21 protein-coding genes are annotated in these 21,149 nt (G+C 47.8%); 8 read left to right on the forward strand and 13 right to left on the reverse strand.

The annotated features are described in order from the left end of the window. Positions 1-20: 20 nt before the first annotated feature. Entirely contained in the window at positions 21-614 is a 594-nt protein-coding gene (gene rrtA / locus F458_RS0101370; RefSeq protein ID WP_026294402.1) for a rhombosortase, read from the reverse strand. Positions 615-708: 94 nt separating this feature from the next. On the opposite strand from rrtA, the gene F458_RS0101375 reads away from it, so the two are divergent. Continuing rightward, positions 709-1,473 carry an enoyl-CoA hydratase gene (locus tag F458_RS0101375; protein ID WP_018981578.1) on the forward strand — a complete coding sequence of 255 codons (765 nt, stop codon included), beginning with the start codon at positions 709-711 and terminating at the stop codon, positions 1,471-1,473. 51 nt (positions 1,474-1,524) lie between these two features. Next, on the forward strand, positions 1,525-3,240 hold the full coding sequence (gene ggt, locus F458_RS0101380; RefSeq protein ID WP_232362632.1) for a gamma-glutamyltransferase: 1,716 nt from the start codon (positions 1,525-1,527) through the stop codon (positions 3,238-3,240). A 3-nt stretch (positions 3,241-3,243) separates the two neighbouring features. Here the strand turns inward: ggt and F458_RS0101385 are convergent, their stop codons facing one another. Together F458_RS0101385 and cysK are read right to left on the reverse strand one after the other, a co-directional pair. Then, entirely contained in the window at positions 3,244-3,696 is a 453-nt protein-coding gene (locus F458_RS0101385; protein WP_018981580.1) for a hypothetical protein, read from the reverse strand. A gap of 137 nt (positions 3,697-3,833) precedes the next feature. Further along, positions 3,834-4,799: a cysteine synthase A gene (cysK, locus tag F458_RS0101390; protein ID WP_018981581.1), complete on the reverse strand. Its 966-nt coding sequence runs from the start codon at positions 4,797-4,799 to the stop codon at positions 3,834-3,836. 223 nt (positions 4,800-5,022) lie between these two features. Here cysK and F458_RS0101395 point away from each other — a divergent pair, with 223 nt between their 5' ends. From F458_RS0101395 to F458_RS0101415, 5 genes are all read left to right on the forward strand, one after another. Further along, a complete protein-coding gene (locus F458_RS0101395; RefSeq protein ID WP_018981582.1) occupies positions 5,023-5,859 on the forward strand; it encodes an AAA family ATPase in 837 nt (278 codons plus the stop codon). Continuing rightward, entirely contained in the window at positions 5,859-7,040 is a 1,182-nt protein-coding gene (locus F458_RS0101400; protein ID WP_018981583.1) for a vWA domain-containing protein, read from the forward strand. The genes F458_RS0101395 and F458_RS0101400 overlap by 1 nt, the downstream gene beginning before the upstream one ends. 73 nt (positions 7,041-7,113) lie before the next feature. Further along, the gene (locus F458_RS0101405; RefSeq protein ID WP_018981584.1) at positions 7,114-8,085 is read left to right on the forward strand and encodes an XdhC family protein; all 972 of its coding nucleotides are present in this window, start codon (positions 7,114-7,116) and stop codon (positions 8,083-8,085) included. After that, complete coding sequence (locus F458_RS0101410; RefSeq protein ID WP_018981585.1) at positions 8,082-8,684, forward strand: nucleotidyltransferase family protein; 603 nt, start codon at positions 8,082-8,084, stop codon at positions 8,682-8,684. The genes F458_RS0101405 and F458_RS0101410 overlap by 4 nt, the downstream gene beginning before the upstream one ends. A 28-nt stretch (positions 8,685-8,712) precedes the next feature. Further along, positions 8,713-9,384, forward strand: a complete 672-nt coding sequence (locus F458_RS0101415) for a rhomboid family intramembrane serine protease (protein ID WP_018981586.1) — start codon at positions 8,713-8,715, stop codon at positions 9,382-9,384. 10 nt (positions 9,385-9,394) lie between these two features. Here the strand turns inward: F458_RS0101415 and F458_RS0101420 are convergent, their stop codons facing one another. The 8 genes from F458_RS0101420 to cmoA form a co-directional block, all read right to left on the reverse strand. Beyond that, on the reverse strand, positions 9,395-10,786 hold the full coding sequence (locus F458_RS0101420; protein ID WP_018981587.1) for an MATE family efflux transporter: 1,392 nt from the start codon (positions 10,784-10,786) through the stop codon (positions 9,395-9,397). Positions 10,787-10,802: 16 nt separating this feature from the next. After that, entirely contained in the window at positions 10,803-12,029 is a 1,227-nt protein-coding gene (moeA, locus tag F458_RS0101425; protein WP_018981588.1) for a molybdopterin molybdotransferase MoeA, read from the reverse strand. A 141-nt stretch (positions 12,030-12,170) separates the two neighbouring features. Continuing rightward, positions 12,171-13,931, reverse strand: a complete 1,761-nt coding sequence (locus F458_RS0101430) for a sugar phosphorylase (RefSeq protein WP_018981589.1) — start codon at positions 13,929-13,931, stop codon at positions 12,171-12,173. 3 nt (positions 13,932-13,934) lie between these two features. Then, positions 13,935-15,158: a glycosyltransferase family protein gene (locus tag F458_RS0101435; RefSeq protein WP_018981590.1), complete on the reverse strand. Its 1,224-nt coding sequence runs from the start codon at positions 15,156-15,158 to the stop codon at positions 13,935-13,937. Between the two features lie 8 nt (positions 15,159-15,166). Continuing rightward, entirely contained in the window at positions 15,167-15,991 is an 825-nt protein-coding gene (locus F458_RS0101440; RefSeq protein WP_018981591.1) for an HAD-IIB family hydrolase, read from the reverse strand. After that, entirely contained in the window at positions 15,991-16,866 is an 876-nt protein-coding gene (locus F458_RS0101445; protein ID WP_018981592.1) for a hypothetical protein, read from the reverse strand. The genes F458_RS0101440 and F458_RS0101445 overlap by 1 nt, the downstream gene beginning before the upstream one ends. A gap of 93 nt (positions 16,867-16,959) precedes the next feature. Further along, complete coding sequence (cmoB, locus tag F458_RS0101450; RefSeq protein WP_018981593.1) at positions 16,960-17,943, reverse strand: tRNA 5-methoxyuridine(34)/uridine 5-oxyacetic acid(34) synthase CmoB; 984 nt, start codon at positions 17,941-17,943, stop codon at positions 16,960-16,962. Next, the gene (gene cmoA / locus F458_RS0101455; protein WP_018981594.1) at positions 17,936-18,688 is read right to left on the reverse strand and encodes a carboxy-S-adenosyl-L-methionine synthase CmoA; all 753 of its coding nucleotides are present in this window, start codon (positions 18,686-18,688) and stop codon (positions 17,936-17,938) included. The genes cmoB and cmoA overlap by 8 nt, the downstream gene beginning before the upstream one ends. 171 nt (positions 18,689-18,859) lie before the next feature. Between cmoA and F458_RS0101460 the strand changes: the two genes are divergently transcribed. After that, on the forward strand, positions 18,860-19,495 hold the full coding sequence (locus F458_RS0101460) for a response regulator transcription factor (protein ID WP_018981595.1): 636 nt from the start codon (positions 18,860-18,862) through the stop codon (positions 19,493-19,495). A gap of 46 nt (positions 19,496-19,541) precedes the next feature. Here F458_RS0101460 and lipA read toward each other — a convergent pair whose 3' ends face one another. Further along, positions 19,542-20,504, reverse strand: coding sequence for a lipoyl synthase (gene lipA, locus F458_RS0101465; RefSeq protein WP_018981596.1), 963 nt, complete (start codon positions 20,502-20,504; stop codon positions 19,542-19,544). Continuing rightward, complete coding sequence (lipB, locus tag F458_RS0101470) at positions 20,497-21,147, reverse strand: lipoyl(octanoyl) transferase LipB (protein ID WP_026294404.1); 651 nt, start codon at positions 21,145-21,147, stop codon at positions 20,497-20,499. Before lipB ends, lipA begins: the two co-directional genes overlap by 8 nt. Positions 21,148-21,149: the final 2 nt, after the last annotated feature.

Raw genomic sequence — 21,149 nt, forward strand, 5'->3', positions numbered from 1 at the left:
CGCCACTTGGCGCCGTTTTTTTACGCGCTGCGTTTCAACAGTTGTCTGGTATGCATGGCGCCAAACAGCAGAATGCCGCTTAAAGCACCGTACAGATGTGCATCCACTGCCACGCTGGCATCAATCAACTCAGCCACGCCGGTACTGCTACCATATAGTTGCTCATAGATAATTTTCCCAATAACACCAGCCAGCAGCAACCAGCCGGAAAGTATTCCTCTGATAATATCTTTGCTCGCCCCCCAGACGAACACACCATGGAGGGCGCCTGACAGACCCGCATACCAGATAAGCTGAGGTGAAAACCAGTAAATGCCAAGGGTTGTTCCCAGGCTACACCAAATAAACACTTTCAAAAATACGGTAACTGAGAAATGTTCAGCGTAAAGCAGCCATAAAAGCGCCAGGCCGGCTAAATTGAGTAGCAAATGGTAACCATTAGTGTGCACGAAGTTACCAGTGATAACGCGCCAGGTTTCCCACCCCTGCAGAGCATACCTGTCATAGGCAAGAAGTGTATTGGTCGCGGGTTCAAGAAGATAACAGACCAGTGCGGTGATACCGACGATTAATGGCCCCATACTATATTTTGGCGAAACAGGTAGTGACAACATCATTCACAGTGATTTTTATTTTTATCCAGTCTCGCTATCATACCGAAAATTAGCCAGAATTTGTCAGCACTTTAATAAAAAAGGAATACAGACGATGAGTAACGTAATAACCAGCCTGGACGGCGGGATCCTCACTATTACTATCGACCGCGCCGATAAAAAAAATGCGCTGACCCGGGATATGTATCAAAGCCTTGCAAGTGCTTTTAACGATGCAGAAGAAAATGATGCGGTAAAAGTTATCAAGCTTAATGCCAATGGCGACTGTTTTACTGCAGGGAATGATATCAGTGACTTTGCCAATCAACAGGATAGTCAGCATATTGCGGAAGTTTCAGCATTTATGCGGGCACTGCTTTATTGTAGTCGGCCGGTGGTCGCCCAGGTCCATGGTATGGCAGTGGGTATTGGCACTACATTATTGTTGCACTGTGATCTGGTGTACTGCGAGCCTCAGACGCGTTTTGTGCTGCCGTTTGTTAATCTTGGGCTGGTGCCTGAATTTGCTTCAAGTTACATTCTGCCCCGGCTGGCAGGTCATCGAAAGGCTGCCGAGTGGCTAATGCTTGGCGACCCCTTTGATGCCGCGCAAGCCAGCCAGTTCGGGCTGGTCAACGCCGTCGTGGATAATGATACCCTGGCTGCCCACGTAGAGACGGTTTGCCAGAAACTGGCCCAAAAACCGGCATTTTCGTTAAAACATACTAAATCATTACTGGTCAACAACAAAGAGTCTATTGATCAGCACATAAACGACGAACTTGATGTTTTTTTGGAAGCTTTGACCACCGAAGCTGCAAAAGAAGCATTTGATGCGTTTTTGCACAAACGGCCTGTTAATCCGGAAAAATTCAGATAAGGAGACACCGCTATCTTGTTTTCATTTAAGTCAGGTATACGCAGTGTATTACTGTTTACCTCATTAAGTATCGCGCCGTTAACGCACGCGCAAACCATCGAGACCCGTGAACCCGAGGCTAATACAGGCTTCAGTCAGAAACAGGCATTTACCGCCCGGGAATATATGGTGGTGGCGGCTAACCCCTATGCTTCCTGGGCCGGCAAAAATATTATTGAACAGGGTGGCAATGCCATTGATGCTGCAATTGCAGTGCAAGCCATGCTCACACTGGTTGAACCACAGTCCTCAGGCATCGGTGGAGGCGCTTTTATTCTTTACTGGGACAATCAGCAGAAAAAACTGTATACCATTGATGCCCGCGAAATGGCGCCTGAGGCAGTAAATGCCTATTGGTTTATGAATGACAACAAGCCTATGGATTGGTTAGATGCTGTGGTTGGAGGCAAGTCTGTTGGGGTTCCCGGCGTTTTACGCGGGCTGGAACTGGCCCACGCTAAATTTGGAAAGTTGCAGTGGAAAAAATTGTTCAGTGATGCCATTACAAAATCTGAAGAGGGCTTTAAGGTCTCTGAGCGCCTGGCAAAGTTGGTCGCACTTGACTATCACCCCGGCCTGAAGCAGTTTCCCTCAAGCAGTACTTATTTTTTCCCCGGCGGCAATCCCCTCAAAGCGGGCGTGACAAAAACCAATAAACCACTGGCACGCACGTTACGCGCGGTTGCAGAGCAGGGCGCTGATTATTTTTACACCGGAGAGTTAGCCGGTAAGATTGCAGAAACGGTTAATACAGCGCCGATCAATCCGGGTAAATTGAGCAAGAATGATCTTAGCCGTTATGAGGCAAAAATGCGTCAGCCAATATGCGGTAATTATCACAGCAAAAAAGTTTGCGGGATGGCACCACCCAGCTCTGGCGGGATAAATGTCTATCAAATCCTTAAGTTGTTAGAAAATAAACAGCTCAGCACACTATCTGCAGACAGTCCGGAATTCGCCAACCTGTTCACGCAGGCCAGTGCCATGAGCTTTGCCGATCGAAAGATGTATGTTGGCGATACTGACTTTACTAATTTGCCATATGCTGCGCTTATTAACCCGGCCTACCTGGAGCGACGGGCACAGTTGATCAGTGCCGAGAAAAAGTGGCGCCCGGCGCGGGCGGGCAAACCTTACGACGATGCGAAAGTGACGCAGGGCATGTCGATGGAGCAGCCCAATACCAGTCATATCTCTATAGTGGATAAGCAAGGCAATGCGGTTTCTATGACCACGAGTATTGAATTTATGTTCGGCTCGGGCTTAATGGTAGATGGCTTCTTACTTAATAATCAGCTGACAGATTTTTCATTCGATCCGTCGCAAAATAATCAACCTGTCCCCAACCGTGTAGAACCCCACAAACGGCCGCGAAGCTCCATGAGTCCCTCTATGGTCTTCGATGAAAACGGCGAACTGGAACTTATCGTTGGCTCCCCGGGTGGCAGTCGTATTATTGATTATGTGGCTCAAACAATAATTGGCGTGCTGGATTTTGATCTGAATATTCAGCAGGCCATTAATATGCCCAAGGTTACCAATCGTAACGATTACACTGCACTGGAAAAAGGCACTGCAGCGGAAAAGCTCAAAGCACCCTTGGAAGCGTTAGGTCACAAGGTAAAAGTTATTGATCTGAACAGCGGCTTACATGGCATACAGATAAAAGATGGCACTTATATAGGTGGGGCTGACCCTCGGCGTGAAGGCGTCGCGGTGGGCCAGTAGCGCCTAGCCGTATTGTTCGCTTACGCGGTCAACTTTCCATTGGCCGCCCTGGCGAAGTAAATGAATAGTGCGAAGCTCTTTGATCGTATTACCGTTATAATTGCCATTGAAAAATAGCGTCACACTGGCCTTCTCGGCAAATTCGGTTCTGCCGATGCGGTTGCCGCCATCCGGCTTGATATTAACCTGCTCGTAATTAAGGTTCATAATGTGACGCTGTGCATTGCGATTGGTGTGATAGCTGGAAAGGATCCGGCGCATCGAGTCTGTACTTACCGCTAAGGCTTTATCGATATTATCATCGTGATAGATAGCCCTGGCGAAGACAATAGCTGCATATTCCGGGGTGCCGGCACTGACGTCGCCGTCGCCGTTGTCAGCCGTCTTATCGCAGGCTACGAGAAAAGTTGCAAAGGCTGCGACAAGTAAAAATTGAACCGGTTTATTCCAGACCATGATACAGCTTCCTTCAGGTAAGGGCGTTGATTAGTATGTCTTGCAGGCAAAAAACATATTTATCACAGTTTACTCAATAATGGGCAAAAAAAAAGCGAAGCCGGCGCTTCGCTTTTTACAAATGCCTGGGTGCCAGCTTACTGCACCTCTTCCTCATCACCGAATGCACCAGCGAACAAAGGACTGCTCAGATACCGTTCTGCAGCACTGGCCAACAGCACAACCACCATCTTGTCTTTATTTTCCGGACGTTCTGCAAAGCGCTTTGCCGCTACAACTGCCGCGCCCGAGGAAATACCTGCAAGAATGCCTTCTTCCTTCATCAGTCGATGGCACATTTCCATGCATTCTTCGTTGGTGATTTGCTCAACTTCATCCACCATGTCTAAATCCAGATTGCCGGGAATAAACCCTGCACCAATACCCTGAATTTTGTGGGGGCCGGGGGTGAGCTCTTCCCCATTTTTAGCCTGCGTGATAACCGGGGAGTCAGTAGGCTCAACCGCCACAGATACAATGGCCTTGCCCTGGGTTTTTTTAATATAGCGGCTAACGCCGGTGATAGTACCGCCTGTCCCTACGCCAGCAACAAATGCGTCAATTTTACCTTCGGTATCTTCCCAGATTTCAGGACCGGTGGTTTTTTCATGAATTTCAGGGTTCGCCGGATTATCAAATTGCTGGAGTAGCACATACTTGTCAGGATCAGACTCGACAATTTCCTGAGCGGCGGCGACGGCACCTTTCATGCCTTTAGGCGCCTCGGTAAGAACCAGGTTCGCCCCCAACGCCTTTAACAGTTTACGACGCTCCAGACTCATGCTGCTGGGCATAGTCAATGTGATTTTGTAGCCCCGAGATGCAGCAACAAACGCCAGCGCGATACCGGTATTGCCACTGGTTGGCTCCACAATTTCCTTGCCATCCGTCAATACGCCGCGCTTTTCGGCGTCCCAAATCATGTTTGCGCCAATCCGACACTTAACACTGAAGCTTGGGTTACGTGCTTCCATTTTGGCGTACACGTTGCCGCCTGTGACCCGGTTGAGCTTAACCAGCGGGGTGCCGCCAATTGCCAGTGAGTTATCGTCAAATACTCTCATTACTTATCCTTTATTCTCGTGGAATACGTTGCTGGTATTTCATCTAAGATTACGTCCAAAACGCAATGAATACACAATCGCTGACGTATTTTATTTCTGCATTTATATCATTGTGGCCATTGATAAAAAAGCAAAGTGATTTTTTGCTATATGATATGGTTATTTGTAGCAAGCACGTTACACTGGTCCGCTGAGATTTAGCAGGCACCTAAAAGGAGTCGTAATGGCCTTTACCGGTACAACCAACTATATCGCAAGCAAAGAATTGCAGCTTGCGGTGAATGCAGCAATTACCCTTGAGAAACCTTTGTTGATCAAAGGTGAACCAGGCACTGGGAAAACAATGCTGGCGGAGGAACTCGCTGGCGCGCTGGATACAGAGCTGATTCAGTGGCATATAAAATCAACCACTAAAGCGCAACAGGGGTTGTATGAGTACGATGCAGTGTCACGTTTGCGCGATTCACAGCTAGGCGACGACCGGGTTCACGATATCAGTAACTACATCGTCAAGGGCAAGTTATGGCAGGCGTTTGAAGCCGGTAAGCGTCCGGTTCTGCTGATCGACGAGATAGACAAAGCGGATATTGAATTTCCTAATGATTTGTTGCTCGAGTTGGATAAAATGGAGTTTTTTGTTTACGAAACGCAGCAACAGGTTAAAGCGACCCAGCGTCCTATCGTTATCATTACGTCAAACAACGAAAAAGAACTACCCGATGCGTTTTTGCGCCGTTGTTTCTTCCATTACATCCAATTTCCTACACCACAGCAGATGCAGGACATCGTAGCGGTACATTTCCCGGATCTAAAGAAAAGGTTGCTGGATGAAGCCATGCAGGCGTTCTTTAAACTCCGCGACGTACCGGGCTTAAAGAAAAAACCATCAACGTCAGAATTGATTGACTGGCTGAAGTTGTTGGTAGCAGAGGATATTTCACCCGATGCACTGCATGATAAGGATGGTAAAGCGTCTATCCCGCCCTTGTATGGCGCGCTGCTTAAAAATGAGCAGGACATTCATTTATTTGAAAAACTGGCGTTTATGGCGCGCCGCTAATGCTGATTGATTTTTTCTTCACCCTACGACGCTATAAGGTCAAAACCACAGTCCGGGAATTGTTGGATTTGCTGCGGGCTATGGAGGCACAGGTTGTCTACGCCGATCTTGAGGCCTTTTACTATCTTGCCCGCATGGTGCTGGTCAAAGACGAAACACAATTTGATCGTTTTGATAAAGCATTTGCTGACTATTTTGATGGTGTTCAAAATATCGATTTATTTGGCGAAGACATCCCTGAAGACTGGCTTCGCAAAGAGCTTGAAAAAAACCTGACGGATGAGGAGAAAGCCCGGATCAAAGCGCTGGGTGGGCTGGATAAGCTCATGGAAACCCTCAAACAGCGTTTGGCAGAGCAAAAGGAGCGCCATCAGGGTGGGAATAAGTGGATTGGAACCGGTGGTACGTCACCATTTGGCGCGTACGGCTTTAATCCCGAAGGCGTCAGAATCGGCCAAAAAGGTAATCGGAACTTTTCAGCAGCAAAAGTCTGGGATAAACGCGAGTTCAAAAATCTATCCTCAGATGTTGAGCTGGGCACGCGCAATATTAAGATGGCGCTACGTAAGTTGCGAAAGTTTGCGCGAACCGGCGCCAGTTATGAACTGGATGTCCCCGGCACTATTCGCGAGACCGCGCGAAAAGGTGGCTTACTTGATATCCAGATGGCGCCGGAGCGGCACAACGCTGTAAAAGTACTGATGTTTTTCGATGTTGGCGGTTCAATGGACCCTTTCGTCAAAGAAATGCAGGAATTGTTTTCGGCGGTACACAGTGAATTTAAATATCTGGAATATTTTTATTTTCACAATTGTGTTTATGAAGCGGTCTGGCAGGATAACCAGCGGCGCCGTGATCAATTAGTTCCTGTATGGGATATTATTCATCGGTTCGGACCCGATTATAAGGTTATTTTTGTAGGGGATGCGACGATGGGGCCCTACGAAATCACCTATCCGGGAGGAAGTGTTGAGCACTGGAATGAGGAACCGGGGGCGGCCTGGATGGACAGACTGTTGAATCATTTCTCCAGCGCCGTGTGGTTGAATCCACAGCCCCAACAACACTGGCAGTTCTATCACTCAGTGGGGATTATGCACGAGATAATGCAGCAGCGAATGTTCCCGCTCACTCTGGATGGCCTGACCGAAGCCATTTCACGTCTTAGCCGACCGGGCTGAAGTATCCTGTGAACAAAGCACCAGGGCAGGCCGTATTCAGGGCAACGCAAATTAACACAATATTTTTTTGGCCATGAACCACCATATTTTTTATTTACTGCAACATTGGCTTGCCCATAAAGATGAGGGGCAGTGGTTGCTGGCTACTGTTATTAAAACCCGTGGCTCTGCGTACCGCAAAGCCGGGGCGATGATGTTATTTAGTGACAGTGGTAACCAGTTTGGGGTGGTAAGTGGCGGATGTCTGGAAAGCGACTTGTTTCATCATGCCAGAAAATGCTGGCTTAGCGGTCAAAGCCGGACGGTAACCTATGATATGCAGGAAGAAGGCGACGTAGCGTGGCGGCTGGGCATTGGCTGCGGTGGCGAAGTAACATTGTTACTGCAACCGCTAACAGCAGACAACAATTATTTACAGTTGCCTGACGTGGTTAGTGAGTTGCAGAGTCATCGGTCGGTAGTGTTAAGTCATTGCATCTGTGGGGCAGCTAATCAAATAAAGTTGTCTGCGAGCAATGATGCCAAGCATTGGTTCACTCATCGGTTAACGCCACCACAGAGCCTGTTTATCGGCGGTGGTGGCGTTGATGCTGTGCCTGTAGCGGATATCGCAGCCCGACTGGGGTGGCAGGTTACCGTCAATGACGAAAGGGCCCGCTACGCGCGTTCAGCGGATTTTCACGCCGCGTATCGCTGCCACTCGCTTACGTCAGACCAGCTACCCGACAATACTCAATATCATCAGGCGGGCGCCATTATCATAATGCACCATCAAGTGGGTCTGGATGCAAAAATGCTGGCAACCATCGCGCAGTGTCCACCCAAAGGGCTACGCTATCTGGCAGTGCTCGGACCGGGCCATCGCACGCAACGGGTGCTGGACGAAGCAGGCATTCAGCCTGCTGACTTACCCGTGGCGTTGCATTCGCCCGCCGGATTTAATATTGGCGGCGAGTTGCCCGAATCTATTGCACTTTCAATGCTGGCCCAGGCACACGCAGTGTTACATCAAAAGCCTCTGGAGCAGGCAGGAGAGCCCTGGTGATACAGCTTAGCACATTAATTCTGGCTGCTGGGAGATCGCATCGATTCAACGGCAACAAGCTACTTACACGAATGCCGGATGGACAGTTGATGGTTTTGCGGATAATTGCACAATGTGCAGCTGTGACAGAAAATATTATGGTGGTTACCGGCGCTCATCATAAGCAACTATCAAGACATCTGCCGGACAATGTCAATATTATCTATAACCCCGACTGGCATGAAGGAATGTCAGGCAGTATTGCTACCGGTGTACAACAGATTCATCAATGCTATCCGACAACCACACATATTCTGATAATGCTCGGTGACTTGCCAGCAGTGACAGCTCCTTCCCTTGAAGTACTTAAAGAAGTGGCAGAGTTGGAGCCAGAAAAAATGGTGGCCAGCTATTGGAATGGAAAATGTACTGCACCGGCAATATTTCCTGGTCAGTACTGGCCACACCTGCGTCAACTGCAAGGTGACAATGGGGCCGGTCGACTGCTGAATAATGGGCTCTATCAACAGCCGCCGCAAACATTTCCCGTGCCACACCCTGAGGCGGCTTTAGATATCGATACTACAGAGGCTTTGAAAAAACTCGCCCAGAGATTGTAATCTGACTTGCTTGCCCCATGTTAGGATAATGAAAAAAACGAATTCAGATTATTCCCTGCGACAGGCGATATTACTTTCAGTAATGGCCGTAACGGTCCTGTGGGTTGTTCAGTCTGCTGGTGTGTTGTTTAGCTGGCCGTTATCCCTTCTGGGAATTATTCCCCTGGATCCTGTCCGTCTATACGGTATTCTCACCGCCCCGCTAGTGCATTCCGGCTATGAACATCTTTTCAATAATACGCTTCCGCTTTTGGTGTTGGGCAGCGCGCTTCTTTACGGCTATCCCAGAACCCGGCTTTGGGTCGTATTGTTTGCCTGGTTGGGGAGTGGTATTGGAGTATGGTTGTTTGGACGTGAGGCGACGCATCTGGGCGCCAGTGGTGTCGCACACGGCATGTTTTTCTATTTGTTCGTCGTGTCTGTACTGCGCCGGGATGCACGTTCGGTAGGCCTGATGATGATAGCTTTTTTTATGTATGGCACCATGATTCTTACTATATTTCCCACTGAGCCTGACATCTCCTACGAGGCACACTTTTTTGGTGCACTGGGAGGGGTAATTTGCGCGCTTTTGTTATGGCGCAATGATCCAAAGCCTGTACGCAAAACTTACTCCTGGGAGAATGAAGAGGAACAGGACGATCCTGTTATACAGGATATGTGGCGCGATCCCGATGGAGAGCACGAACACCGGGATTGAGATATCTGTGTTACAACGCCCGGTTGTGCTGCATTAGCGTTAAGCGCTCATACCGGCGTTGCAGCACCCAGACCCTGACCCCCAGCATTACCGCAGCGCTGCTAAGGCCGATAATAAACCCAATCCAGAACCCGGCAGCTTCCATAGGTACATCCGTCAACCAGTCGGTACGACCCAATATAATGCCCGCTGGCAGGCCAATAATCCAATAAGCAAAGAATGTCAGAACAAACATGGCCGTCGTATCTTTATAGCCGCGTAGTGTGTTTGCCGAAATGACCTGTATAGCATCAGAAAACTGAAAAAGTGCGGCGTAGATTAATAACGAACTGGCGGTGTCAATAACCGCTTTGTCTGTCGTGTACAGCCGAATAATCAGACCTTTGCCTAAAACGGTGAAAGCGGCGGTCAGCACCGCTACACCCAGGCCGATTAGCAATGCACTTTTTACGGCTGTTGCCGCCTGACTGTAGTTGTTCTGCCCGATACGAAATCCCACCCGAATAGATACAGCCATGCCCATACTCAGCGGGAACATAAACATTAAAGATGAAAAATTAAGGGCGACCTGATGGGCAGCAACAGTGGTCGCCCCAAAAGGCGCAAGCAGAAGAGCGACCACAGCAAACAGCGTGACTTCAAACAATAACGTCATTGCGACAGGAAACCCCAGCCTGAAGGTGCGCACCATTTGCTTTAAATCTGGTAGAAATAGTATTGTAAACAACGCGTATTGGCGCAGGCGTGCACTATAGTGTGTGTAAATCAGCGTGCTGATAAACATAACTGTAATCACAATGGCAGTGGCAATACCGCAGCCGGCCCCGCCGAAGGCTGGCAACGGGCCAACCCCATAGATAAAGCAATAGTTAGCGACAATATTAAACAGTAATCCTATTACTGTGATAATCATGGTGGGTTTAGTATTGCCCAAACCCTCACAGTAATTTCGCAACCACTGATAAAGTGCAAAGGCTGGCATTGCGAGCAACACATACCGTACATATTCCAGCGTGATACTATAAAGCCCGGCGTCCATGGGAAACCAACGTAAAACAGTTGGGATAGCGGGGTACAGCACCAGGATCACAAGGCTGATAAGCAACAATAAATAGCCGGCCTGTTGGGCGGCGAATGCTACCTGATCGGATTGTCGGCTACCCTGGTAGCGCGAAATAATTGGCGGCAGTGCCAGCGCCAGTCCCTGTAAAAAACACATGAGCGGGATGGTGACACTAAAGCCCAGCGCTACAGCCGCCATATCCACCGCATTGTAGTGACCGGCCATAATCGTATCGACCACACCCATGAGCATTTGGGTGAGCTGGGCAATTAACAGCGGCCAGGTCAGCTGGACCAAACGTTTACTTTCCAAAGCAAAGCGTTTTGAAACTAAATTCACGATATGTATAGCCCCATCAATTTACAGATCTGAATGGCGAGACCTGCACCTGCGTTCCCGATTCAATAAAAGCGGTCTCTGCTGGCACCACAATATAAGCATTTGCCTGAGTCACCGTGCTCATGACGCCTGAACTCTGTTTTGCTAATGGGGTAACATGCCAGCCTCCATCCTGGTTTATTTCAAGGCGGGCCCGAAGAAATTCCTGGCGGCCTGGTCGCCGCCTGATAGAACTACCCAGCACAGCCAGCCCGGTAAGATCGTTTAGCGAACGTTGCTCTCCCTGCATCATTGCGATTAAAGGTGTCACCAGCTTTTCGGTAGTCACATAAGCAGATACCGGGTTACCGGGCAAACCGCAAAATACACATTTGCCTATTTGGCCAAACGCAAAGGGCTTGCCCGGTTTGATAGCGACTTTCCAGAAGTCTACTTCGCCGATCTCATCAAGAATGTCTTTAACGTAGTCGGCATCGCCTACCGAGACCCCCCCGGAACTAATCAGGATATCAAACTGCTTGGAAGCCGTTAAAAGCGTGTCACGTAATTTAGCGGGATCATCCACGCAAATTCCTAAATCTGTTATATCAGCCTGATAGGGATGTAATAAGGCTTTTACGCCAACGCTGTTGGCGTTATATATCTGCCCAGCTTCAAGTGGCGTGCCTGGTGTAATTAATTCATCGCCGGTGGCCAGAACCGCTACCTTCAACGCTGCGGTGACCGGACACTCACGCATCCCCACCGATGCCAGCAGCATGAGGTGACTGGCCTGCAGTCGTGTGCCTTTCTCAACGATAATATCCCCCTGAAAAATATCATTACCCTGCGGACGGATATTTTCGCCTCTGTCCGGCCATTGGGTAATACACACGGTGTTTTCACGTTGAGTGGTATTTTCCTGCATGACAACCGCATCTGCCCCCATTGGAACAGGCGCGCCAGTCATTATTCTGGCGGCATGACCAGGCTCCAGGGTAACGTCAGTGGCGTCCATTCCTGCAAAAATCGTCGTTACTACAGGAAGGCAGCTGTTTTGCTTACCGACGGATGTGTTTATTGCATAACCATCCATGGCAGAAACAGCCCGAGGTGGAACGCTCACAGGCGCAACAATATCCTGTGCGGTAATTCGCCCGAGACAGGTGTCAATATGACAAAGAGTAGTCTGTTTTACTGTTGGAAACTTCGCTTTAATACGCGCCAGTGCTTCGTCAAGCGACAACCAAGTGGATGTGGTCATCCGTGAACTCCCTGAACATCAGTTCAAATGCGGGATTATCCCTGAAAAGACATTACCTTGCTACCGATTTTACCAAACCGGAAAAGGTCGACGTCTTTGTTCTTGTACGGACGAGGTGAGGGGCCCTTTCGAGCCCCTGTCTTATGATGCTTCCAGGTTACTTATCCAAACGGTCTGATAAGGCTTTAATTGCAGATAATTTTCGTCATTATCTATGATGTCGCCACTGATCAAGTCTATCCAGTGGTCGGTGCCAAACAGATTAATATCGGACAACAAAACCGCCTGCTCAGTATCACTGATGTTGCTGATACTAAACAGACTCTGTTGTCTGTCCAGACTTTGCCGCCAGAAACCAAACACCTGAGTGCCGAGTTGCAACGTAAACTGTGTCGCATTTGGATGAAATGCTGGCTGCTTTTTTCTGATGCGAATAAGCTGCGATATCCGTGTCAACACCTTATGATGTTGAGAGAACGGTGAATCCAACAGTGCTTCCAGCTCAGATAAATCCCAGCGTTTACGATTAATTGAGCGGTTTTGCCCAGTATTCGCGACCTTTTCATAGTCATTAGATGTGCCCAAAAGACTATGAATATAGATGCCAGGTATACCTTCCATTGCCAGCATAATGGCATGGGCACAGATAAACCTGTCTACCTGATAACGATCCGGTCCTTTGATTGTTCCCTGAAGGGCATCAAATAAGGTGATATTAATTTCATAGGGTTTTTGCTGACCGTGGGCCGAAGCACGCCATGATACTTTGCCACCAAAATGCTGCATGGTATGAACCAGGGCTGAGATTTCCTCGTCATCCAGCAGTCCTTCCGCCGGACGCAAGCCGATACCATCATGAGAAGCAATGAAGTTGAAATAGGTTGTTCCGCTCTGTGCCGGCGGCATACTCATCATCCAGCTTTTCAGATAGCGACAATCTCCGGTTACCAGGGTGTTAACCAGCAATGGTGGCAATGAAAAATTATAGATTGCATGGGCTTCGTTGGCATTACCAAAGTAAGTCAGGTTCTCACGATTGGGGATATTGGTTTCGGTAATAATAATAATGCGCGGATCCACATGCTCAATGAGGGTGCGCATTAACCGAATTATTTCGTGAGTCTGCTCGAGATTGATAGAGGTGGTGCCAACGATTTTCCACAGAAATGCCACAGCATCCATTCTGAAAATCTTTGCACCTTTATCAATGTAAAGTCGGATAATGTCTATAAACGCCAGCAGTACCTTTGGGTTTCGAAAATCAAAGTCTACCTGGTCATGGCTGAAGGTGCACCAAACATATTTTGTTCCCTCACTGGTCTGGGTTTCCCTTAACAACGGGGAAACCCGGGGGCGGGTAACCATGGAAAGGTCATCATCAGGATTCGCAGTGAAGAAAAAATCACTACCCGGGCCTTCACCTTTGATGAAATTTTCAAACCACACACTACGGGACGAGCAGTGGTTGACCACGAGGTCGGCCATTAGTCCATAATCGTTTGCCAGACGACTGATGTCATCCCAGTCACCTAATGACTCATTCACGCTCGAATAATCAATAACCGAAAACCCATCGTCAGAGCTGTAGGGAAAGAATGGCAGGATGTGTACATTATTGATTGTATTGACACAGTACGTCTGAAGAAAGCGATGGAGTGTAAACAGAGGCTTTTCATGACCATCTGTAATACTGTCTCCGTAAGTAATCATGACAATGTCGTCTTCATCCCAGTAGTTAAAATGGGGCTGAGGCGGCGTGATGTCCTCATCACTGTTTATGCGCATTGACTGCATCAGTTGAGTGGCCAGTTCACCAACCGGCCTGTCGAGCACCACATCGGCATAAATTGCCTGTAAATGATGCGACACTTTTTCGTGTAACGCGTTCAGGTTGGCTGTCATGAGCTACTCCAGTAGTTCGGACGTATCTGCTTCCACTGCTTCAAGCAATCTGTCTAAAACATCCGGCACAGCACTTGTCACTCGATTCCAGCTTGGAATAAACGGCGTTTCCATTGGGCTCTCGAGAAAGCTCTGACCCGCTTTCATGATATTTTTAGCAAACATTTCCACCGCTTTTTCCTCACGATGGATATCCAGGTTCAGTCCATTCATGATGGCATCGTTGTGATAGGTTTCGACGAAGTCCAGAGCGATCCGATAGTATGTCGCCTTGATAGTCCTGAACATTTCCGTATTGAATGTAAAACCCTGGGTGGCTAATTTTCTGAAAACCGCTTTAGTGATATCGATGGACATTTTTGACAACCCGCCCTGATCGTTATTCAAAGACAGGTCCTGATGCTTATGGTCATAGGTTTCTGCAATATCAGCCTGGCATAAGCGGTTATGGGAGTAGTTTCGGTGCATTTCGGACAACACGCCGATTTCCAGTCCCCAGTCGCTGGGGATCCGGATGTCGTTGAGAACATCACGACGAAACGAAAATTCACCGGCAAGCGGATAGCGAAAACTATCCATAAATTCCAGATATTCGACGTCGCCTAAGGTGCGTTTAAGCGCGCGAAGTAAAGGCGTTACCAGCAATCGGGAAACGCGCCCGTTGATTTTTCCATCTGCCACCCGGGCATAATAGCCTTTGCAGAATTCATAGTTAAACATAGGATTTGCCACGGGGTAGATAAGCCTTGCCAGCAAGTCCCTGTTGTAGGTGACGATATCACAGTCGTGCAGCGCCACGGATTCAGCCCGATTTGATGCCAGAATGTATCCCATGCAATACCAGACGTTGCGGCCTTTGCCCATTTCTTTTGGTGCCAGGCCTAGCTCTGTGAGCTCCTCATCCAGCGCTTTCAGCCTTGGACCATCATTCCATAACACCCTGTGATGCTGGGGTAACTGATTAAAGAATTTAAGTGCATGTTGATATTGCGCTTTATCTGCCCGGTCCAGCCCAATCACAATTTCAGACAAATAAGGAACATTGGTAAGCTCATTGACAATATGCGGCAATGCCTCACCTTCCAGTTCAGAGTACAGGGAGGGCAGGATCAATGCCATCGGGCGTTTTTGTGAGAATCTTAGTAACTCAGCCTCCAACTCTTCAGTGGGACGTTTAGATAAATTGTGTAACGTTGTAACCACACCGTTTTGATAAAAATCGGCCATGGTACCTCCTAATCTTGTAATGAAAGCAGTTTTGTCAGCATTTCTGTCCAGCCTTCGGGGCCGAGTAGGGTACTGGTGTAGAGCTCTTCTTGTTTGTTGACCTGTGGAGCAGCATGATTGGGCGAGGCAATAATAACTGCCACATCTGCTGCCTCTAACATAGCTATATCATTCTTCCCGTCACCAAGGGCCAGCGAACGGGTAGGGGTATTGCGTTGACGGGTATATTCCTGACTCAACCATTTCAGAGCAGTGCCTTTGTCACAGTCACCTGAAATGTGGATGAAACGGCCACCTTCCAGTGGCTGCGCACCGCGTTCACTGACCATCTTGATAAATTCTGCTTTGCGCTCCTCACTGCCAAGCCAGAGCACCGGCTCGCCAAATTGCCTTTTGGCTGCGCGTGCTGCCGAAGCTTCGTCTAAACCAGTAGCTTGCTGAATAGCATCAATATCCATTTGGCTGAAGTGGGTAAACTCACCCTCAAACTCTGTTTTTATAGTTTCTAAGAGTTTTAACCAATAGGCTTTGGGGGACGTAAATGACTTACACCAAAAGCCATCCTGCCAGACAGTGCCCACCGGTTTTTGATCTAATATTCCATGGGGCACAAAAGCTGCTGCGCCATTTTCGATGATAAATGGACCGGTTAAACCGATATAGTCTCGCAACTCAATCATTTCAGCATAAGTCTTACTGGTACATGGAATGACCGGGATATGTTTATTATCCAACGCTGTAAGTGCAGGTTTAGCCGCTTCAAAACTGTAGGTATGGTGGTCCAGTAATGTGCCATCCATATCTGTAAACACGAGAGTGTCGTAGGTACTCATCAGTTCCCTTTAAAAGATTTTGTTATTGCGCGTTCACTATCCAGTTCAAATACGGTATCACATTGCCCCGGCAACATGCGTAATGCATGTTCAGTGAGACGTTGATAATGCTGTATGAAGCGGGCAATCTGCGCATCATTCATTATATTACTGTTTGTTGTATCGCCATACCGTGCAGCCAGCTTGTGTTCCTGCTCACATCGCCATTGATAGACATGATCAAAAGAAGGTGCCTTGAGCATGGCCCAATAGTCCATTTGTTTAAATAGTTGTTGGTATGTACCCGCGAGCTGGGTATTTACAAACCGGCGCCAGATACCCTCGGGATCTTCATCTTTTTCAAGCTGATTGACGGGCTGGGCCAGCTGGTGCTCCTCCTGGGGCGGCACGCCCCAACACCATCCCTCAATAAGAACGATGTCTGCGGGGGTATTGATCACCGGCCACTCAGATTCAGGGAAAGGGTTGTCCGTGGCTTTGTCAAAACGCGGCAATGCCACCTCCTGACTATTTTTCAGCGCCATAAAGGTAGATTGGGCCTGCTGAGTATCGTGAGTTCCCGGTACCCCCCGGGTAGCTAATAATGGATGAACCTTCTGGGCCAGCAACGTACGCTGTGCTCTGGACAGATAAAAGTCGTCAATTGACAAAACCACTACTGACAGCGCTTTTGTTTTCTTCAGATAAAAGGCCAGATAATCACATAAGGTAGATTTTCCCGACCCCTGACTGCCATTCACACCGACAAACAGCGGGCCCAATGCACTACGTTGGCGCAATGCAAGTTCATCAGCCATGGGGTTGAACCAATTTTGTGCAACCGATGTGTAACTCTGGGGTAAGCGATGCTCAGCTATAAATGGCGCAATATCCATGTCATTACCTGTATTGGTGCAAACTGCACTTTAACAATACTTTAAATGGTTACAACTATTGTGCCAAAATCAAGTTGTCTAAAGTAAAAGCAATTACTTACGTTTGGCAGTAAGCATAGCGCGTTGTGGGGCGGGATAACCCTCAATAGTCAGTGAAAGATCTTCAGGGTTTAGAAAATCTTGCAAAGACTGCCCGGTCATCCAGGCTGTAGCTCGCTGTTCCTCCACAGAGGTATGACTGACATCAGCCAGTGTTATATCGACAAAGCCCAGCCGCTCTAACCACTTAGAAAGTGCATTCACGCTGGGCAAAAACCAAACATTGCGCATTTGGGCATAGCGCTCTCCAGGCATGAAAACTGTATTTTCATCGCCGTCCACCACGAGTGTCTCTAGAATAAGCTCGCCGCCCGGCCGCAGTTGGTGCTTTAACTGCTCAATAAATTGAACGGGATCCTTGCGATGATAAAGCACCCCCATTGAGAAAACGGTATCAAATGCGTGTAAAGACTGCATTTGTTCAATACCCAAAGGCAGAAAGTGGATATTCTGGTTGCCGATAAAATGCTTGATAGCCTGAAACTGAATGAGAAACAGTTGGGTCGGGTCGATGCCATATACGCCACGAGCGCCAGCGCCTAACATACGCCACATGTGATAGCCACTGCCACAGCCTACATCCAGTACCAGCCGGTTGTTCAGATCACTGATATGGGGCACCACCCGATCCCATTTAAAATCCGAGCGCCATTCGGTATCAATTTTAATTCCGTGGATAGTGAAAGGTCCCTTCCGCCAGGGCATAAACTGCTTCAGCAAACCCGTAATCTGTTTTTGTGTATAGCTATCTACGTCTTGTGGCTGACCAGCGCTAACAGCATCTTGCACATCAAAAGACGTAATATTGGTTTGAGGGAGTTTTTCCAGTAAGCGACACCATTTATCAAACTCACCATGTTTTGAGTGAGCTTCCCACTGACTGATCTGCTGGGGGAGTGTTTCCAGCCAGTGGCTTAGCGGACTGCCAATTAATGAGCGATATGCGTCTTCAAACCATGCTGTGACAAGTTTATTCATCTGTTTTTCCCGACGCTGACTTAATAGCCACTAAAGACATGAAGTTATAACATTTATACCACATCACCACATCCATAAACCCTGCTTCTTTTAATCTGGATTCGTGGGTTTCGAACGTATCTGTAAGCATGACGTTTTCCAGCGCAGCGCGTTTCTGTGAAACCTCAAGTTCGCTATAACCATTATCACGCTTAAACTGATGGTGCAGATCAATAAGTAGTTCATTACCTGATAAGGTGGGATGGCTGATTTTCTCGGAGAGGACTAATATGCCGCCTTCATTCATACCATCAAAAATCTTTTTGAGTATGGCAAGTCGATTGTCGGGCGGAATAAATTGTAGCGTGAAATTCATTACTACCATAGATGCATTTACGATCTCTGTGTCCTGTGCCATCTGACACTTAACATCAATGGGATTGGGTAGAGAAAATGAGCGTACCATTCTTGCACATCGCTCGGTCATCGCCTGAGAGGCATCGATGGCGAAGATATCGCAGGGTGTATCGCTGGTGGCCCGGGCAATTGACAGACTCGCTGCGCCAAGTGAACAACCTAAGTCATAAACGTTCGTAGCAGAACCAACATATCGGGCGGCAAGTTCACCAATAGTATTTACAATTGTCTGATAACCAGGAACTGAGCGCTGAATCATATCCGGAAAAACGTCAGCGACGGCCTCATCAAATTTAAAATCTTCTACAGTATCCATGGGATTTGCAAAAATTGTATCTTGTTTGCGCACGCTGGCACTCCCGGTCTTAGTTTGAAATATGCTGATTTTACCTGTTTGAGCGTAATTTCCAATGAGAAGTGATTTATGTGGGTTTTTTCATCGCTTAACACTTTCAAGACGGTCATTGTTAGACTAAAGTGTTACCTGGATGTAGTTTTAGTTAAGGTTGATAAGTAAATCATGACTCATATTTTGGTAGCGGATGACCATCCTCTGTTTCGCGAAGCCTTACGTGGCGCGTTGGCCCCTTACTTTTCTGACGCAATAATTCTTGAATCAGACGGTCTGGACTCCACCATGCAGATAATGAATCAGCAGCGAGATATTGATTTAATACTGCTCGATCTCAATATGCCGGGGGGCGAGTACTTTAACGGCTTAATTACGCTCAAAGATGCCTATCCGGATACGCCGATAGCGGTTATTTCAGCCAGTGAAAGTACAGAGATTATTGCACAGGTAATGAGTCTGGGGGCGCAGGGGTTCATTCCAAAGTCTTCTGCCACTAAGGATATTGCTAACGCCATCGTACGCATCAAAGATGGCGAAACCTGGGTACCGGAAGAGAAAAAAGCTGAACTGGAGGTAGTCAATAAAGAGTTATCAGAGTTACTCAGGCGATTTCGTGAACTCACACCTAAGCAAATCCAGGTATTGTCTTTTTTACGGTCCGGCTTGATGAACAAGCAAATAGCGCATGAAATGAATGTGACCGAAGCAACCATCAAAGCACACATCAGTGCGATTTTAAGAAAGCTTGAGATAAATACACGAACACAGGCTGTTCTGTTAATGGATAAATTACAATTAAGCTAAAAAAACCCGGCTCATGCCGGGTTTTTTAATTAAATTTACCAAAGCATTATTTAACTTCTACACCGGCAGCCTGTTGATCAGCATGGTAGCTTGAACGAACCATCGGTCCACATGCTGCCTGCTTAAAGCCAATTTCACGGGCAAAATCACCTAATGCATCAAACTCGGTTGGATGGACATATTTTTTTACCGGGTAATGATGGCGACTTGGTTGTAGATACTGACCTAAGGTAAGCATATCTACGCCATGATCCCGAAGATCCTGTAAAACAACTTTTATTTCATCGGATTCTTCACCCATACCCATCATCAGACCCGATTTCGTCGGCACATGGGGATGCTGCGCTTTAAATTTCTTAAGCAAATCCAATGACCATTGATAGTTGGCACCAGGGCGGCACTCACGGTACAGACGTGGAATAGTTTCTAAGTTGTGGTTGAACACATCGGGCACACCGTTTTTGAAAATCTCCAACGCTCTGTCCATACGGCCACGGAAATCCGGCACCAGTACTTCAATAGTAGTGGAAGGGCTATGCTCCCGAATCGCATTGATACAATCAACAAAATGCTGTGCACCACCATCACGGAGATCGTCCCGATCTACCGAAGTAATAACTACATAGCGTAAATCCATCTCAGCGATAGTTTTAGCGAGCTTAAGCGGCTCCTCAGCACTTGGAGGCAACGGTTTACCGTGGCCTACATCACAAAATGGACAACGGCGGGTACAAATATCCCCCAGAATCATGAATGTAGCTGTACCGTGATTAAAACACTCCGCCAGATTAGGGCAGCTTGCCTCTTCACACACCGAGTGCAAATTGTTTTTTCGCAGTGTCTGCTTAATATGGTCGATACGATCAGTGGTGCGTGGAAGCTTGATTTTTATCCACTCAGGTTTGCGCAGCATTTCCTCTTTTTCAGTAGGAACGACAGTGACGGGAATATGTCTGACTTTTTCATCGTCGCGGAGTTTCACTCCGGCTTTGGGACGTGCATTACTCATCAAAACCTTCTTTGTACTCTGTATGCTGAATATTTAGTTCATTCAGTATTTTCTTAATAAGGGCAGGGCCAGCAACTTCAAGGCTGTCTGCACCTCCTAATGTTCTTGTGTCGGTCATCTCCATACCGGCATAGCCACAGGGATTAATCCGACTGAAGGGCTCCAGGTCCATATTGACATTCAACGCGAGCCCGTGAAATGAACAACCGCGCCGAATACGCAGACCCAGTGAACACACTTTCTTTTCATCCACATATACACCCGGTGCGTCTTTCTTAGCATAGGCCTCAATATTGTCGCTGGCCAGCAGTGCAATAACTGCATTCTCCATGGCATTAACCAGATGTCTGACACCCAGCTTACGTCTTTTTATGTCAAGCATCAGATAGATAACTTGTTGACCTGGACCATGGTAAGTTACCTGACCGCCGCGATCTACCTTAACTACGGGGATATCACCTGGCATCAATATATGCTCGGCTTTGCCTGCCTGGCCCTGCGTGAAGACCGGGTTATGCTCTACCAGCCAAATCTCATCTGCATCACTGGCTTCACGCACGTCTGTATAAGCCTGCATCTTCTGCCAGACGGGTTCGTATGCTTGTCGACCAAGTTGCCGCAAGATAAGGTCAGAATGTGTCATGC

The sequence above is a fragment of the Salinimonas chungwhensis DSM 16280 genome (assembly GCF_000378185.1).
GTDB lineage: Bacteria > Pseudomonadota > Gammaproteobacteria > Enterobacterales > Alteromonadaceae > Alteromonas > Alteromonas chungwhensis.

Excerpts from the sequence above, each read along its gene's own strand:
- rrtA (WP_026294402.1), bottom strand. The coding sequence starts at position 614 with ATGTTGTCACTACCTGTTTCGCCAAAATATAGTATGGGGCCATTAATC.
- F458_RS0101375 (WP_018981578.1), top strand. The coding sequence starts at position 709 with ATGAGTAACGTAATAACCAGCCTGGACGGCGGGATCCTCACTATTACT.
- F458_RS0101385 (WP_018981580.1), bottom strand. The coding sequence starts at position 3,696 with ATGGTCTGGAATAAACCGGTTCAATTTTTACTTGTCGCAGCCTTTGCA.
- cysK (WP_018981581.1), bottom strand. The coding sequence starts at position 4,799 with ATGAGAGTATTTGACGATAACTCACTGGCAATTGGCGGCACCCCGCTG.
- F458_RS0101395 (WP_018981582.1), top strand. The coding sequence starts at position 5,023 with ATGGCCTTTACCGGTACAACCAACTATATCGCAAGCAAAGAATTGCAG.
- F458_RS0101400 (WP_018981583.1), top strand. The coding sequence starts at position 5,859 with ATGCTGATTGATTTTTTCTTCACCCTACGACGCTATAAGGTCAAAACC.
- F458_RS0101405 (WP_018981584.1), top strand. The coding sequence starts at position 7,114 with ATGAACCACCATATTTTTTATTTACTGCAACATTGGCTTGCCCATAAA.
- F458_RS0101415 (WP_018981586.1), top strand. The coding sequence starts at position 8,713 with ATGAAAAAAACGAATTCAGATTATTCCCTGCGACAGGCGATATTACTT.
- moeA (WP_018981588.1), bottom strand. The coding sequence starts at position 12,029 with ATGACCACATCCACTTGGTTGTCGCTTGACGAAGCACTGGCGCGTATT.
- F458_RS0101430 (WP_018981589.1), bottom strand. The coding sequence starts at position 13,931 with ATGACAGCCAACCTGAACGCGTTACACGAAAAAGTGTCGCATCATTTA.
- F458_RS0101435 (WP_018981590.1), bottom strand. The coding sequence starts at position 15,158 with ATGGCCGATTTTTATCAAAACGGTGTGGTTACAACGTTACACAATTTA.
- F458_RS0101440 (WP_018981591.1), bottom strand. The coding sequence starts at position 15,991 with ATGAGTACCTACGACACTCTCGTGTTTACAGATATGGATGGCACATTA.
- F458_RS0101445 (WP_018981592.1), bottom strand. The coding sequence starts at position 16,866 with ATGGATATTGCGCCATTTATAGCTGAGCATCGCTTACCCCAGAGTTAC.
- cmoB (WP_018981593.1), bottom strand. The coding sequence starts at position 17,943 with ATGAATAAACTTGTCACAGCATGGTTTGAAGACGCATATCGCTCATTA.
- F458_RS0101460 (WP_018981595.1), top strand. The coding sequence starts at position 18,860 with ATGACTCATATTTTGGTAGCGGATGACCATCCTCTGTTTCGCGAAGCC.
- lipA (WP_018981596.1), bottom strand. The coding sequence starts at position 20,504 with ATGAGTAATGCACGTCCCAAAGCCGGAGTGAAACTCCGCGACGATGAA.
- lipB (WP_026294404.1), bottom strand. The coding sequence starts at position 21,147 with ATGACACATTCTGACCTTATCTTGCGGCAACTTGGTCGACAAGCATAC.